At 67.1% G+C, this 14,228-nt stretch carries 13 protein-coding genes; 10 read left to right on the top strand and 3 right to left on the bottom strand.

Features of this window, described 5'->3' with window-relative positions; translation table 11 throughout:
- The first annotated feature begins 335 nt into the window (after nt 1-335).
- From CBI38_RS15775 to CBI38_RS15745, 7 genes are all read left to right on the top strand, one after another.
- Nucleotides 336-1,856 (top strand): NlpC/P60 family protein, encoded by a 1,521-nt coding sequence (locus CBI38_RS15775; protein ID WP_230990240.1) that lies wholly within the window; start codon nt 336-338, stop codon nt 1,854-1,856.
- A gap of 129 nt (nt 1,857-1,985) precedes the next feature.
- The gene (locus CBI38_RS15770) at nt 1,986-3,230 is read left to right on the top strand and encodes an AAA family ATPase (RefSeq protein WP_109335125.1); all 1,245 of its coding nucleotides are present in this window, start codon (nt 1,986-1,988) and stop codon (nt 3,228-3,230) included.
- Complete coding sequence (locus CBI38_RS15765) at nt 3,227-4,201, top strand: DUF58 domain-containing protein (protein ID WP_109330187.1); 975 nt, start codon at nt 3,227-3,229, stop codon at nt 4,199-4,201. The genes CBI38_RS15770 and CBI38_RS15765 overlap by 4 nt, the downstream gene beginning before the upstream one ends.
- Nucleotides 4,198-5,178, top strand: a complete 981-nt coding sequence (locus CBI38_RS15760) for a VWA domain-containing protein (RefSeq protein WP_109330185.1) — start codon at nt 4,198-4,200, stop codon at nt 5,176-5,178. The genes CBI38_RS15765 and CBI38_RS15760 overlap by 4 nt, the downstream gene beginning before the upstream one ends.
- Nucleotides 5,179-5,235: 57 nt before the next feature.
- Nucleotides 5,236-5,985, top strand: coding sequence for a 3-oxoacyl-ACP reductase FabG1 (gene fabG1, locus CBI38_RS15755; RefSeq protein WP_109330183.1), 750 nt, complete (start codon nt 5,236-5,238; stop codon nt 5,983-5,985).
- A gap of 45 nt (nt 5,986-6,030) precedes the next feature.
- Nucleotides 6,031-6,828: an NADH-dependent enoyl-ACP reductase InhA gene (gene inhA, locus CBI38_RS15750; RefSeq protein ID WP_109330181.1), complete on the top strand. Its 798-nt coding sequence runs from the start codon at nt 6,031-6,033 to the stop codon at nt 6,826-6,828.
- A 48-nt stretch (nt 6,829-6,876) separates the two neighbouring features.
- Nucleotides 6,877-7,962 carry a ferrochelatase gene (locus CBI38_RS15745; RefSeq protein WP_109330179.1) on the top strand — a complete coding sequence of 362 codons (1,086 nt, stop codon included), beginning with the start codon at nt 6,877-6,879 and terminating at the stop codon, nt 7,960-7,962.
- Here the strand turns inward: CBI38_RS15745 and CBI38_RS15740 are convergent.
- On the bottom strand, nt 7,928-8,737 hold the full coding sequence (locus CBI38_RS15740) for a hypothetical protein (protein WP_109330177.1): 810 nt from the start codon (nt 8,735-8,737) through the stop codon (nt 7,928-7,930). The two genes, CBI38_RS15745 and CBI38_RS15740, sit on opposite strands and share 35 nt — an antisense overlap.
- A gap of 67 nt (nt 8,738-8,804) precedes the next feature.
- On the opposite strand from CBI38_RS15740, the gene CBI38_RS15735 reads away from it, so the two are divergent.
- The 3 genes from CBI38_RS15735 to CBI38_RS15725 are packed head-to-tail and all read left to right on the top strand — an operon-like array spanning nt 8,805 to nt 11,278.
- Nucleotides 8,805-9,644, top strand: coding sequence for a DUF3097 domain-containing protein (locus tag CBI38_RS15735; RefSeq protein WP_109335124.1), 840 nt, complete (start codon nt 8,805-8,807; stop codon nt 9,642-9,644).
- Between the two features lie 8 nt (nt 9,645-9,652).
- Entirely contained in the window at nt 9,653-10,084 is a 432-nt protein-coding gene (locus CBI38_RS15730; RefSeq protein ID WP_109330175.1) for an NfeD family protein, read from the top strand.
- Entirely contained in the window at nt 10,085-11,278 is a 1,194-nt protein-coding gene (locus tag CBI38_RS15725; protein ID WP_109330173.1) for an SPFH domain-containing protein, read from the top strand.
- On the opposite strand, the gene CBI38_RS15720 is transcribed toward CBI38_RS15725, so the two are convergent.
- Both CBI38_RS15720 and CBI38_RS15715 read right to left on the bottom strand, forming a co-directional pair.
- The gene (locus CBI38_RS15720; protein ID WP_109330171.1) at nt 11,187-13,457 is read right to left on the bottom strand and encodes an MMPL family transporter; all 2,271 of its coding nucleotides are present in this window, start codon (nt 13,455-13,457) and stop codon (nt 11,187-11,189) included. The genes CBI38_RS15725 and CBI38_RS15720 overlap by 92 nt on opposite strands.
- Nucleotides 13,451-14,224, bottom strand: coding sequence for a thioesterase II family protein (locus CBI38_RS15715; protein WP_109330169.1), 774 nt, complete (start codon nt 14,222-14,224; stop codon nt 13,451-13,453). The genes CBI38_RS15720 and CBI38_RS15715 overlap by 7 nt, the downstream gene beginning before the upstream one ends.
- Nucleotides 14,225-14,228 lie beyond the last annotated feature (4 nt).

Raw genomic sequence — 14,228 nt, 5'->3', positions numbered from 1 at the left:
TGGCCGACAGCGGTCCCCGATCGTGTTCTTCTCACATTTCCGCTGGTCAAATTACCCATGTGTTATTTGTGACTAAAGTTTCCATAGAGTCCGCAAGTGTCGTACGGTGCATTTGGCGCTCTTGGGGAAGAAGTGTCGCAGGCGGTGCATTGACGTCATTGGTGACGGCAATTTTTGTGTCGATCGGTGTCGTCCGAGTCACGGAAACGATGTGTCTTGCCGGATCTCCTTCCCCCCAACGAGCACGGCGCGGCGCGCCACTTCGCGTGAAGCGCGGTTGCGTGGTCGGTGCAAACCCGAGGGAGAGAGTTGTGAAGCGACAAGCACGAGGTGGACTGGGGCACCGTGGCTTCTCCCGCAGGCGACATCGAGCTGTACGCCTCCTCATCGGGCTGGGCATCGTCGCGGCGCTGGTGGGAAGCACTCCGGGCTTGGCGGCCGCGGTTCCCCCTCCGCCGCCCAATCCGTCCGATTCCGACCTCGCTCAGGCCGGCGCCCGAGTAGCCGCGGGCGTCGGGCAGGTGAGCGATCTCATCAACCGGGTGGCTTCTGCCGACCAGCAACTCGCCCAGCTCGACAACGAGGTGGCGATCAAACGGGAAGACGTCAATCGCGCTCTGGTGGATCTACAGAACGCGCGCGGTGCCGCCGACCTTGCGGCGCGGGTCGTCGGGGCGTCACAGCAGGCACTGCGCGACGCGGGCGCGCAGATCGAACTCGCCCAGAAGGACTTCGACAAGTACGCCCGGTCGAGCTACACCCAGGGCACCAACGTCTCGTCGATCTCGACCTATCTCGGAGCGAAGGGACCCGGCGACGTACTGGACCGAGCACAGGTGTTGAAGCTTCTGGCAGCGAGCCAGAACGCCGTACTCGAAGGACTGCAGAGGGCGCGGACGGAGCAGGCGAACAGGGACTCCTCGGCCCGCGAGGCGAAGCAGCAGGCGGATGTCGCAGCCGAGCAGGCCGAGGCGAAGAAGTCACTTGCCGAGCAGGCCATCGCCATCGCCCGGGCGGCCTTGCAAGATCAGGCAGCCAAGAAGGCGCAGATCGAAAGCGAACGAGCATCCGCACAGGCCCAGTTGGAAGCGGCTCGCGGCAGCGTCGCAGGACTGCAAGGCCAGCGTGAGGCCTACGCGGCGTGGGACGAGCAGCGGCGGGCCGAGGAAGCTCAGAGGGCAGCTGTCGCCGCGGCGGCCCGTGAGGCGGCCGCACAGGCCGCCGCCCGGGTGGCGGCCAACGAAGCGGCGCGCGAACGCGCAGCGGCCCTCGCCGCCGGTCAGCGGGCGCATACCGCCATCGAGGAGGACTCGACCGAGGAGGGCGAGGACTACTCCGCCGACGACGAGACGTCGACTGGCGAGTACGACGAAGAGACCACGACTGACGAGTCCGACAGCGAGTCCTCGAACAGTGGCTCCGGCCTTACCGGCAGCGCCGCGATCGAGACGGTGATCGACCGGGGGCTTTCCCAGATCGGTGTCGAGTACGCGTGGGGGGGCGGCGACGAGAACGGGCCCACCAAAGGCATTCGCGACGGGGGTGTCGCCGACAGTTACGGCGATTTCAACAAGGTGGGTTTCGACTGCTCGGGTCTGATGATCTATGCATTCGCGGGCATCGGGATTTCATTGCCGCACTACACGGGGTACCAGTACACGGCCGGTGAACAGGTGCCCTCGGAGGAGATGCAGCGCGGCGACATGATCTTCTACGGCCCCAACGCCAGTCAGCACGTCGCCCTGTACCTCGGTGACAACGAAATGCTCGAGGCTCCGCAGTCCGGATCCACCGTCCGGATTTCGCCCGTGCGGTGGGATGGCATGACCCCCTACGCTGTGCGTATGGTCTCGTAAGCCATGGTGTCGACGAAGTAGTTCGCAGTGCGGATCGTGCTTGGTTGCGGCGGGGGTTGCTTGCACCTGGAATAGTTGAGCAAGTACGTGAACGGGCGGAACGATCTAGGTGAAAGCGGTGGATTCTTGGTGACCTCACGTGATGATGCGGTATCGGAGGGCGCAGCCCGGAAGGAGACGCTCGCGAAAGCGTCGCCGGACGGAGTAAAGAATGGTGGCACGGCCAATGGGTCGGGCCCTCAGACCGCTCCCAGCGCGGCGAGTGCATCCGTGCAGAACGCCGCCCCGAAGACTGCGGCAAACGCCGTCGCGCCCAGCCTCGCCGCGGACGTTCAGACGTTGGAACGCGCGATCTACGAGGTCAAGCGGGTGATCGTGGGTCAGGACCGGTTGGTGGAGCGGATCCTCGTCGGTCTGCTCGCCAAGGGGCACGTGCTCCTCGAAGGTGTGCCGGGAGTCGCGAAGACGCTCGCCGTCGAGACGTTCGCGAAGGTGGTCGGCGGTTCCTTCTCGCGCGTCCAGTTCACGCCCGATCTCGTGCCCACCGACCTCATCGGTACGCGCATCTACCGGCAGGGCCGGGAGGAGTTCGACACCGAACTCGGTCCGGTCGTCGCCAATTTCGTACTCGCCGACGAGATCAACCGGGCGCCCGCGAAGGTGCAGTCGGCCCTTCTCGAGGTCATGGCGGAGCGGCACGTCTCGATCGGTGGCAAGCGGTACCACATGCCGGACCCCTTCCTGGTGATGGCCACCCAGAACCCGATCGAGAACGAGGGTGTCTATCCGCTGCCGGAGGCGCAGCGCGACCGGTTCCTCTTCAAGATTCTCGTCGACTACCCCTCGGTGGAGGAGGAGCGCGAAATCGTCTACCGCATGGGTGTCGCGGCGCCGGAGCCGCAACAGGTCCTCGATCCCGAGGAATTGGTCCGTCTGCAGAAGGTGGCCAGTGGTGTGTTCGTGCATCATGCGCTCGTCGACTACGTCGTCCGGGTGATCGCGGCCACCCGTACCCCGGCACAGTTCGGCCTCGCCGATGTCGACGGCTGGATCGCGTATGGAGCGTCGCCGCGTGCCACTCTCGGCATCATCTCGTCGGCGCGCGCACTGGCACTTCTGCGGGGGCGTGACTACGTCGTGCCGCAGGACGTTTTGGAGGTCATTCCGGACGTGCTGCGTCACCGCCTCGTTCTGTCCTACGACGCCCTGGCGGACGAGGTGTCCCCGGACGACGTCATCTCACGGGTTCTGCAGACCGTGGGGCTCCCGCAGATCGCCGCTCAGCCCACTGCGCAGGTCGCTCCGGCCGGGCATCCCGGACCCGGTCCGGTTGCGTCGGTGCCCGGACCGACGGCAATGAGCCAGCCACGGTGAGTGCGCGTACTGCGGGTGCGCAGAGCGCCGGTCCACCGCCGTCCTTTCGTTCCGGCGAGCTGCGTGACCCGAAACTGTCCGCCGCGCTGCGAACCTTGGAGCTCACCGTTCGTCGACGCCTCGACGGGGTGCTGCACGGGGATCATCTCGGTCTGATTCCCGGCCCGGGCTCCGAACCGGGTGATGCCCGCGAATACCAGCCCGGCGACGACGTCCGCCAGATGGACTGGTCGGTCACCGCGCGGACCACGCATCCGCATGTTCGCCAGTCGGTGGCCGACCGGGAACTCGAGACGTGGATGGTGATCGACCTATCCTCGAGCCTCGACTTCGGCACGGCCGGGTGCGAGAAACGGGACCTCGTCGTGGCAGCTGCGGCGGCTGTCACCCACTTGACCAGTGGTGGGGGCAACCGGGTCGGTGCCATCGTGGCCACCGGTGCGCAGACCACCCGCATTCCTGCACGCGGTGGCCGCATTCACGCCCAGGCCATGCTGCGGCAGATCGCGACCACCCCGCACGCCCCGGACGGTGTCCGGGGCGACTTGCAGAGCGCGGTGGAGTCGCTGCGCCGGCCTCAGCGGCGCCGAGGCCTCGCCGTCGTCATCAGCGACTTTCTGGGGCCGATCGACTGGGAACGGTCACTGCGGGCAATCTCGGGCCGCCATGACGTCCTCGGCGTGGAGGTGCTCGATCCGAGAGATCTGGAACTACCCGACATAGGGGATGTAGTGCTGCACGATCCGGAGTCCGGACGGACCCGCGAATTCTCGATCACACCGCAGCTCCGCGCCGATTTCGCGCGGGCTGCGGAAGAACATCGCCTGCAGGTGCAGCAATCGTTGCGACGTTGCGGCGCACCGGTGCTCAGTCTGCGGACGGACCGGGACTGGATCGCGGACGTCGTCCGGTTCGTCTCGGCGCGTAAGCACAGTTTCGGAACCGCGACGACGCAGAGGGCTCGCCGGTGAGCCTTTCTCAATTCACCTCGCCGTGGTGGCTGCTCTTCCTCCTCGTCGTGGCTGCGTTGGTGGCCGGGTATGTGTGGGTGCAGCGGCAACGGCACAAGCACACCCTGCGGTTCACGAACTTTGCCTTGCTCGAGAAGGTGGCTCCGTCCAGACCCGGCCGCATTCGCCACATTCCGGCGTTGCTGATGGTGCTGGCGCTGGTGTTCTTCAGCGTCGCGCTCGCCGGACCCACCGAGGACAAGCGGGTTCCGCGTAACCGGGCCACCGTGATTCTCGTCATCGACGTCTCGCTCTCGATGAAGGCAACAGATGTGGAACCGACCCGGTTGGCCGCGGCCCAGGATGCGGCGAAGTCGTTCGCCGACGGCCTGACCCCGGGCATCAACCTGGGTCTCGTTGCCTTCGCGGGTACGGCGTCGGTGCTCGTCTCGCCGACGACCAATCGGGAAGCGACGAAGGTTGCCATCGACAATCTGCAGTTGAGTGAGCGCACCGCGACGGGGGAGGCGATCTTCACGTCGCTGCAGTCGATCGAGACGTTGGCAGCGGTGCTCGGCGGCAGCGATCAGGCCCCGCCTGCCCGCATAGTGCTGCTGTCGGACGGTAAGCAGACGGTGCCCGAGAATCCGGACGATCCCCGCGGCGGTTTCACTGCGGCACGCCAGGCCAAGGAGAAGGACGTGCCGATTTCGACCATCTCCTTCGGGACGAGCTACGGCAAGGTCGAGATCGAGGACGAGCGGATTCCGGTGCCGGTCGACGACCCATCTTTGCGGGAGATCGCTTCCCTGTCCGGGGGAAGCTTCTTCACCGCGTCCAGCCTCGAGGAGTTGCGTGACGTCTACGACACCCTCGAGGAACAGATCGGATTCGAGACCACCCGTGGCGATGCCAGCCGGCCCTGGCTGGTTCTCGGGGTCCTGTCGGCGACCGCCGGGCTGATCCTTGCACTTGTTCTGCGTCAACGCCTGCCCTGACGTTCCATTCGGACCGGCGTTTTCTTCCAGCGATTTCGAACAGATAGGTTGTTCTCCATGTCTAACCCAGAATCTACTGACTCGTCGGTAAGGACGGTGTCCTCTCCTCGCTCGGTGCTGGTCACCGGCGGTAACCGCGGGATCGGTCTCGCCGTCGCGCAGCGTCTCGCGGCGGACGGCCACAAGGTCGCCGTCACGCACCGCGGTTCGGGTGCGCCCGACGGGCTCTTCGCCGTTCAGTGCGATGTCACCGACGCCGAGTCGATCGATCGCGCCTTCAAGGAAGTGGAGGAGCATCAGGGTCCGGTAGAGGTACTGGTCGCGAACGCGGGGATCACCGACGACACCCTCATCATGCGGATGTCGGAGGAGCAGTTCACGAGTGTCGTGGATGCCAACCTCACCGGTGCGTTCCGGGTTGCCAAGCGGGCTACCCGGTCGATGCTGCGGGCGCGGTGGGGCCGTTTCGTGTTCCTGGGTTCCGTCGTCGGTCTCGCGGGCGGACCCGGCCAGGTGAACTATGCGGCCTCGAAGGCCGGTGTGGTCGGCATCGCGCGGTCCCTCACCCGCGAGTTGGGTTCTCGATCGATCACCGCGAACGTGGTCGCCCCGGGGTTCATCGACACCGACATGACGGCAGCGATGGAGGACAAGTACCGGGACATGGCCGTGCAGGCCATCCCGCTGCAGCGCGTCGGCCAGCCGGAGGACGTGGCCGCGGTGGTCAGCTTCCTGGCATCCGACGATTCGGCCTACGTGTCCGGAGCGGTCATCCCCGTCGACGGCGGCCTGGGCATGGGTCACTGACCCACCCACTTCACTTCCCGGACTTTTCCTACAGGAGGACACCTCATGGGCGGATTGCTCGAAGGTAAGACCATTCTCGTCACCGGCATCATCACCGACGCGTCCATCGCCTTTCACGTGGCGAAGGTGGCGCAGGAGCAGGGCGCGAAGGTGATCATCACCGGGTTCGACCGTCTCCGGTTGATCGACCGCATCGCGCAGCGCCTGCCGCAGCCGGTGCCGCCGGCCGTCGAACTGAACGTGCAGGACCCCGCTCACCTCGAGTCGCTCGCCGACCGGGTTCGCGAACTCGCCCCGGAGGGCATCGACGGTGTGGTGCACTCCATCGCCTTTGCGCCGCGGTCCTGCCTGGGTAGCCCGTTCTTCGATGCACCGTGGTCGGACGTCGGGGTCGCTTTCGAGGTGTCCGCCTACTCGTACGCGTCGGTGGCCAAGGCGCTGCTTCCTGTGCTGAACGACGGCGCGTCGATCGTCGGCATGGATTTCGACCCGGCGCGGGCCGTGCCGTTCTACAACTGGATGGGTGTGGCGAAGGCGACGCTCGAGTCGGTCAACCGCTATGTGGCCAAGGAGGTGGGCGAGCGCGGAATTCGCTCCAACCTGGTCGCCGCAGGACCGATCAAGACGCTCGCCGCCAAGGCGATCGCCGGCACCGCCACCGGACCGGCCGAAGAGATGAACAAGTTGAACACCGCCTGGTCCGAGCGGGCGCCGATCGGCTGGAACGTCGACGATCCGGAGCCGGTCGCGAAGACCGTGTGCACTGTCCTGTCCGACTGGCTGCCCGGCACCACGGCGTCGATCATCTACGTCGACGGCGGCGCCCACGCGATGGCCGGATAGCAGGACCCGCAGTAAGGGTCACCGACGGCAGCGCGCAGGATTGGCACCATGGTCCAGAAACGGGAAACAGAGTTCGATGCCCTTCTCGTGTTGTCGTTCGGCGGTCCCGAAAAGCCTGAGGACGTGCGCCCCTTCCTCGAGAATGTGACCCGGGGAAGGGGAGTGCCGCCGGAGCGGCTCGACGCGGTGGCCGAGCACTACCATCACTTCGGCGGTGTGTCGCCGATCAACGCGCTCAATCGCGACATCATCGCCCGGGTCGAGGCGGCGCTGTCCGAAGCCGGTGTCGATCTGCCCGTCTATTTCGGGAACCGCAACTGGCATCCGATGGTCGAGGACACGGTGGCGCAGATGGCCGCGGACGGTGTCCGGTCGGCATTGGTGTTTCCCACGTCGGCGTGGGGAGGGTATTCGGGTTGCCGTCAGTATCACGAGGACATCGCACGGGCGCGCGCCGCCTTCGGGGACGCGGCACCTCGCTTGGTGAAACTGCGCCAGTACTACGACCATCCCCTCCTGATCGACGCGTTCGCCGACGCGGTGCGGGAGGTGACCACGCAGCTTCCGGCCGAAACCCGCGCCGGCGCCCGTCTGGTCTTCACGGCGCATTCGGTACCTGCCGCCGCGGATGCCAACGCCGGCCCTCCCGACGAGGGCGGCAATCTGTACAGCAGGCAGGTGGCCGAGGCGGCACGGCTGATTGCGCACGCCGCCGGCTTCGGTGACTTCGACCTGGTGTGGCAGTCCCGGTCCGGCCCACCCCAGGTGCCGTGGCTCGAGCCGGATATCTGTGATCACCTCGAGGCTCTGGCAGCCCGGGGAGTGCGTTCGGTCATCAATTGCCCCGTGGGTTTCGTGTCGGACCATCTCGAGGTCGTGTGGGACCTCGACACCGAGGCCCGCGAGAAGGCGGCCGACGTGGGTATCGACTTCGTGCGCGCGGCGACTCCGGGTACGGATCCTCGTTTCGCCGAACTCGTGCTGGAGCTGATGGGCGAGCACCTCGACGGTAGACCGGCCCGGCGTCTCGGTACCGAACCGCTCCTCGGTTCCACTTCCGACGGCAGGTCTTGTGCTGTCGACTGCTGCAAGGCCGTGGTTAGGCCGGCCGGGCGTCCCGCGCACACGCATTGATTGCGGCGGTGCGGGCCGAACGCACGGCGGAACGCAGTGGACGAAGCAGGTCCTCGAGGGAGGCTGCGGCCGATGCGGTGACGGTCCGGGCCGGCGCCATCTGCTCGGCGACGGTGAGGATGGCCGCCACCTGATCCGCGGAGTCCAGGATTCGGAGGGCGCGCGCCGGGATGGTGGCCGGGTACCGGTGCAACGCCGACTCGGCCAACGCATCCGCGATGAGGGCGCGCGGGTCGGCGCCGAAGCCGGAATCGAGCATGTGCAGGGTTTCGAGCGCTGCCGCGGCGTCGCGCACCGTTTCCCGCATGGTGAACTCGGCCTCCCCGAGACCCGTGTGATGAGCGTCGACGGGGAGCTGTTCGAGGCAGGAGACAGTCCAGCGCAGCACGTCGGGTCCTTCCACCTGGGGTACCAGACCCGTTCCGAGACGGCCCTGAGGCCCGATGAGAATGCCTTCGCCGGCACTGACCGCTGCGGCCGCGAAGGTGGTTCCTGCGGGGATGCCGCGCACGTCGCCCGGGCCGGGTAGAACGAGCCGGATCTCGGTGTCCGGCTCGGAGACGGCGCGGCGGATCGTCTGCAACAACGCCGCGGCACCCCGGTCCTGCGGGTCGGGCCAGGGCAGGCCGGTGCGGCCGGCCGTCACATGGTCACCCGCGCAGACCAGATGCATCGGCGCCCACGCATGCAGTGCGTCGATGACGTCGTCGGGTGCACTGTTCCCGGCGAGCCAGGAACTGGCCCACACGGTGAGAGTGGCGCTGGGTGAAGTCACGATAAACGAGCATATGTCGGCGTGGCGGGGTGTGTGTAACGGCACCTCTGGCATAGCGTCAGCGCCCGTGAGCGGAGGCGACAGATACGGCGACATCTTTTCCGGACACCCGCGGACCAGGAAGCCGGTGACGCCCACGGTGCCCGCCGAACGTGATCTGGTGGTCGAGGATGCGGGCACCGGGTTCTGCGGGGCGGTGGTGGGGTTCGAGCGAACCTACGACGGTGACTTCGTCCGGCTCGAGGATGGAGCGCGGCGTACCCGGTTGTTCGCGATGCGGGAAGCCGCGTTCCTGATCGACGGGAAACCGGTCACGTTGGTGCGCCCCGCGGCGAAGCCGGCCGGGCCCGCGCGAACGAGGTCGGCGTCGGGATCGACCAAAGTCGAAGGGCTGCGGGCCCGCACCGCGCTGGCCAGCCGGATCTGGGTGGAGGGTGTCCACGACGCGGCACTCGTCGAGCGGGTGTGGGGCCACGACCTGCGCGTCGAGGGTGTCGTCGTCGAGCATCTCGAGGGCTTGGACAATCTCGCGGAACGGCTGGCAGAGTTCCGGCCCGGGCCCGGCCGGCGCGTCGGCGTTCTGGTCGACCATCTGGTGACCGGGTCGAAGGAGACACAGCTGACGACGGGACTCGGCCCGAATGTGCTGGTGACGGGGCATCCCTTCATCGACGTGTGGGAGGCGGTGCGTCCCAGCGCGGTCGGGATCGAGGCATGGCCGAAGATCCCGCGCGGTGAGGACTGGAAGACCGGGGTCTGCCGGGAGTTGGGCTGGGGCACGCCGCGCGACGGCTGGCGTCGGGTCTATTCGGCGGTCGACAGTTTCCGTGACCTCGAAGCCCCGCTGATCGGGGCGGTCGAACAGCTGGTCGACTTCGTCACCGCCTCACACCCGGGTTCTGGTTAGATGGTGTTGTGGCTGCATTGATTTGGCTGGTGGCGGGTGTCCTGCTCGCTGCAGCGGAAGCATTGACGGGGGACTTCTTCCTCCTCATGCTGGCCGGCGGTGCTCTCGCCACGGCCGGGGTCACCGCAGTCACCGACTTCCCCGTGTGGGTCGATGCGGTGTTGTTCGGCGTTCTGTCTCTCGTGCTGATCCTCGGAGTGCGGCCGGTGTTGTTGCGTAGGTTCGCGACCCCGCCGTCGACGCCGATGGGGATCGAGGCGCTCACCGGTAGACAGGCGCTGGTTCTCGAGGAAGTCGCGGAGCACGCGGGACAGATCAAGCTCGGCGGTGACGTGTGGACTGCGCGTCCGCTCGACAGCACCGAGGTATATCCACCGGGAACGACCGTGACGGTGATGCAAATAGACGGCGCTACCGCCGTCGTGTGGAGGGGACCGTAGATGGCAGCACTCATCGTGTTGGTCGTGCTCGTATTGTTCGTCGCCCTGGTGGTGGCGAAATCGGTGGCTCTGGTGCCGCAGGCCGAGGCCGCAGTGATCGAGCGGCTCGGCCGGTATTCGAGGACGGTGTCGGGACAGTTGACGTTCCTCATCCCGTTCGCGGACCGCGTCCGGGCAAAGGTGGATCTGCGCGAGCGCGTGGTGTCGTTTCCGCCGCAGCCGGTGATCACCCAGGACAACCTGACGCTGTCCATCGACACGGTGGTGTACTTCCAGGTCACCAATCCGCAGGCCGCGGTGTACGAGATCAGCAACTACATCGTCGGTGTCGAACAGCTGACCACCACCACGCTCCGCAACGTCGTCGGTGGCATGACTCTGGAAGAGACGCTGACGTCACGCGACTCGATCAACGGGCAGCTACGGGGTGTGCTCGACGAGGCCACCGGCCGGTGGGGGCTTCGGGTCGCCCGAGTCGAGCTCAAGAGTATCGATCCGCCACCCTCGATTCAGGAGTCGATGGAGAAGCAGATGAAGGCGGACCGCGAGAAGCGGGCCACCATTCTGACGGCCGAGGGACACCGCGAGTCGGCCATCAAGACCGCCGAGGGCGACAAGCAGTCCCGCATCCTCGCTGCGGAGGGCGCCAAGCAGGCGTCGATTCTCACCGCTGAGGGGGAGCGGCAGTCCCGGATCTTGCGCGCCCAGGGTGAACGGGCGGCCAAATACCTTCAGGCGCAGGGTCAGGCGAAGGCCATCGAGAAGGTGTTCGCCGCGATCAAGGCGGGGAAACCGACCCCCGAGCTGCTTGCGTACCAGTATCTGCAGACGCTGCCGCAGATGGCGCAGGGCGACGCGAACAAGGTGTGGTTGGTGCCCAGCGACTTCGGTGACGCGCTCAAGGGATTCGCGAAGACCCTCGGAGCTCAGGGCCAGGACGGCGTGTTCCGGTACGAGCCGTCCGCGGCGGACGAGGATCTACCGAAGCCGGAGGACGACTCCAACGAGGTCGCCGAGTGGTTCGAAACCAAGTCCGACCCGGCCATTGCCCAGGCGGTGCGCGCCGCAGAGGTGGAGGCGCGTCAGCCCGTCGACGGTCCGCTCACGAAGATTGGTGGGGCCGAGGAACATTCGCTCGGGTCGAGTGCGGCGCCGGGACAGCTTCCGCCGCCGGTGCCGCCGCAGGATCGGTGACCTCGGGCGGACCGGACCCCGGGGTGTCGCTCAGCCCGATGCGGGCATGCACCCACCGCAGCGGGCGCGGCGCCCACCAGTTCAGGTCGCCGGCGATCTGCATGAACGCCGGTACCAGGACACCGCGGATCAGTGTGGCATCCACGATGATGGCGAGCGCGGTGCCGATCCCGAACATCTGCATGAACGACAGACCAGTGGAGAACGACAGCAGCGTCACGGTGAGCAGTGCCGCCGCGCTGCTGACGATCCGCCCGACACGGCCGAGTCCCTCGACGGTCGCCTCGGTGGTATTCGCGCCGGCGTCGTGGGCTTCCTTGATGCGGCTGAGTAGGAAGATTTCGTAGTCCACGGACAGCGCGAAGGCGATGCAGCACAACAGCACCACCATGCCGATGTTCAATGGGGCGGGTGTCGCGCCGGTGAGCCAGGCGAGGTGGCCGTCCTGGAACACCCATACCATCGCACCGACGACGGCCGACAGTGTGAATACGTTGAGCACCAACGCCTTCAGCGGCAGGATGACGCTGCCGGTGAACAAGAACAGCAGCACGAAAGTCGCGACCGCCATCAGACCGATGGCCAGGGGTAGCCGGTCCATGATGGCGGTGCGACTGTCGATGAGCGTGGCGGTGGGTCCGCCTACCGCAAGGTCGTCTCCGGTTACCGCGGGCAGCTCTCTGATCGCGCGGACCAAGTCCTGCGCGGCGTCCGACTGTGCGCCGACCGCGGGCTGCACGAGCAGGAAACCGGCCTCTCCCGCCGCGAACCGAGCGCTCGCAGGTCCCGGGCCGAGGACGAGATTCCCCCCCTCGTAGCGGCCGAATACGCCGTCGACCCGGGCGACGTCGGTCATGGTGGAGATCTCCCGGGCGAGTGGCTCGAGCGCCCTTCCGTCCTGTGGGGTTGTCACCGTCACGGCGTCGGCGCCGCCGGCGGAATAGTTCTCTCGGATGTCGACGGTGACCTGGCGGGCCGCCGACCCGCTGGGCAGGGCGCGCTCGTCCGGTGTCGCATACTGCGCGTGGAGGAACGGGATTCCCAGCACCAGCAGGAGTGCGACGACGGGAAGCGCTGTTCGCACCGGTCTACGGGTGACGGCAGCCGCGGTTCGCCGCCAGAACAGCGAGTCGGATGCCGGTGTCTTCTTTCGTCGGAACACCGTCAGCCGGTCTACCCGGGTTCCGAGCACAGCGAGCAGCGCGGGTAACACCACGACGGCGCCCAGCGCCGCAACGGCGACCACCGCCATCGCGGCCAGACCGACCGATCGCAGGAAGTAGGTGGGGAACACCAGCATTCCGGTCATCGCGACCATGACTGTCGCGGCGCTGAAGACGATGGTGCGCCCGGCGGTCGTCACTGTGTCGACGACCGCTTCCTGCGGATCGCTGCCGGCGGCTCGTTCTTCACGAAACCGAGAGACCAGGAGCAATCCGAAGTCGATCGCCAGGCCCAGCCCGAACGCGGTGGCCACGGTGAGCGCGTACACCGAGACGTCGGTGATCTGGGCGAGGCCGAAGAGCACCACCATCGTCACGAGGATCGAGATGACCCCCAGCGTCAACGGCAGGAGCGCGGCCACCACGCTGCCGAACGCCACCACGAGGAGGACGAGTGTTGCCGGAACGGCGATCGATTCGGCCAGGAGGAGATCGTCGGCGACCTGCTGCTCGATGGCGTCGGCGAGGCCCAGCTTGCCGCCGGCCACCACCTCGATCGACGGGTCGTCGGAGGGCAATGCCTCGACGAGCGTGTGGGTGCGCCGCGCCGCCTGCTCCGGGTTGCCCCCGACGTGCAGCAGCAACAGAGCCGAGCGTCCGTCGTTGCTGCGGAGCTCAGGGGAATTCGCCACCCAGTAGGAGGCCACTTCGGTGATGTCCGGTTCCGATGTGATCGACCGTCGCACTTGTTGTGCGGCTGCGGCGACGTCCGGGGTGTTCACGTCGCCGCTGCGCGCCGTGACCTGGAGCACCAGATTCGGACTCGCGGTGCCGAACTCCGCCTCGAGGAATTGCTCCGCTTGCGCGGACTCTGAGCCCGGGTCGTCGAAGCCGCCCACTTTCAGGTGCTCGGACACCCCCGCCCCGAAGATTGCGGACAGTACGAGCAGGGCCACCGCGACTGTCAGGACGCGGCGCGGGAAGGACACGATGAGGGTGGCGAGGCGCCTCAGCACGACGTTACCGCTTCGTCACGGCCGGTCACCAGGGCGTAGCGCCGCAGCAACGGCCGCAGCAGACGGAACAGCTGTTCGGGGGACTGCGTGAGGTAGAAGTGGTCGCCCGCGAGAATCTGTACCTCGCACGGTTGTGTGGTGTGACGGTTCCAGGCGTGCAGGTCGTGTTCGTTGACGAGCGGATCGGCGTCCGCCCCGAAGAGATGCATCGGGCATTCGAGCGGCGGGTCACCGGGGTCGACGTAGTTGCAACAGACGCGCAGATCGTCGCGCACCACCGGAAGCCAGTGCCGCACCCAATCGGGCCAGTCCAGGAACTCGGCCGGCACACCACCCACATCGCGGAGGAACTGGATCAAGATGGTGTCGTCCAGGCTGTCGACCGGCGGGAACGGTGCGGGAAGGTGCGGCGCCCCGTACCCCGACAGCAGCAGGGCCCTGGGCAGGAGACGATGCCGGGATCGACGCCGGCAGGCCAGCCGATAGGCCACGAGCGCGCCCAGGCTGTGTCCGAAGAAGAGATGCGGAACCGTCAGGGCGTCGTCGAGTTCGGACTCCAGGTCGGTGAGGAGTGACTCGAGGTCGACGAATCGAGTTTCTCCGGCGCGGCCCTCCCGGCCGGGCAGCTGCACGGGCCACACCGAGGCGTAGGGATGGAGTGCACGATGCCAGGGGCGGTACATCGACGACCCGCCACCGGCGTGATGGAAGCAGAACAGGCGTAGTGCCGCATCGGCCCCCGGCTGGTCGAGATAGCGGCTGCGCATGGCA

It is taken from the genome of Rhodococcus oxybenzonivorans (genome assembly GCF_003130705.1).
In the GTDB taxonomy this organism is placed as follows: Bacteria; Actinomycetota; Actinomycetes; order Mycobacteriales; family Mycobacteriaceae; genus Rhodococcus_F; species Rhodococcus_F oxybenzonivorans.
Note: the sequence above shows the minus strand (reverse complement) of the source record. Positions and strands in the feature narration are given on the sequence as shown.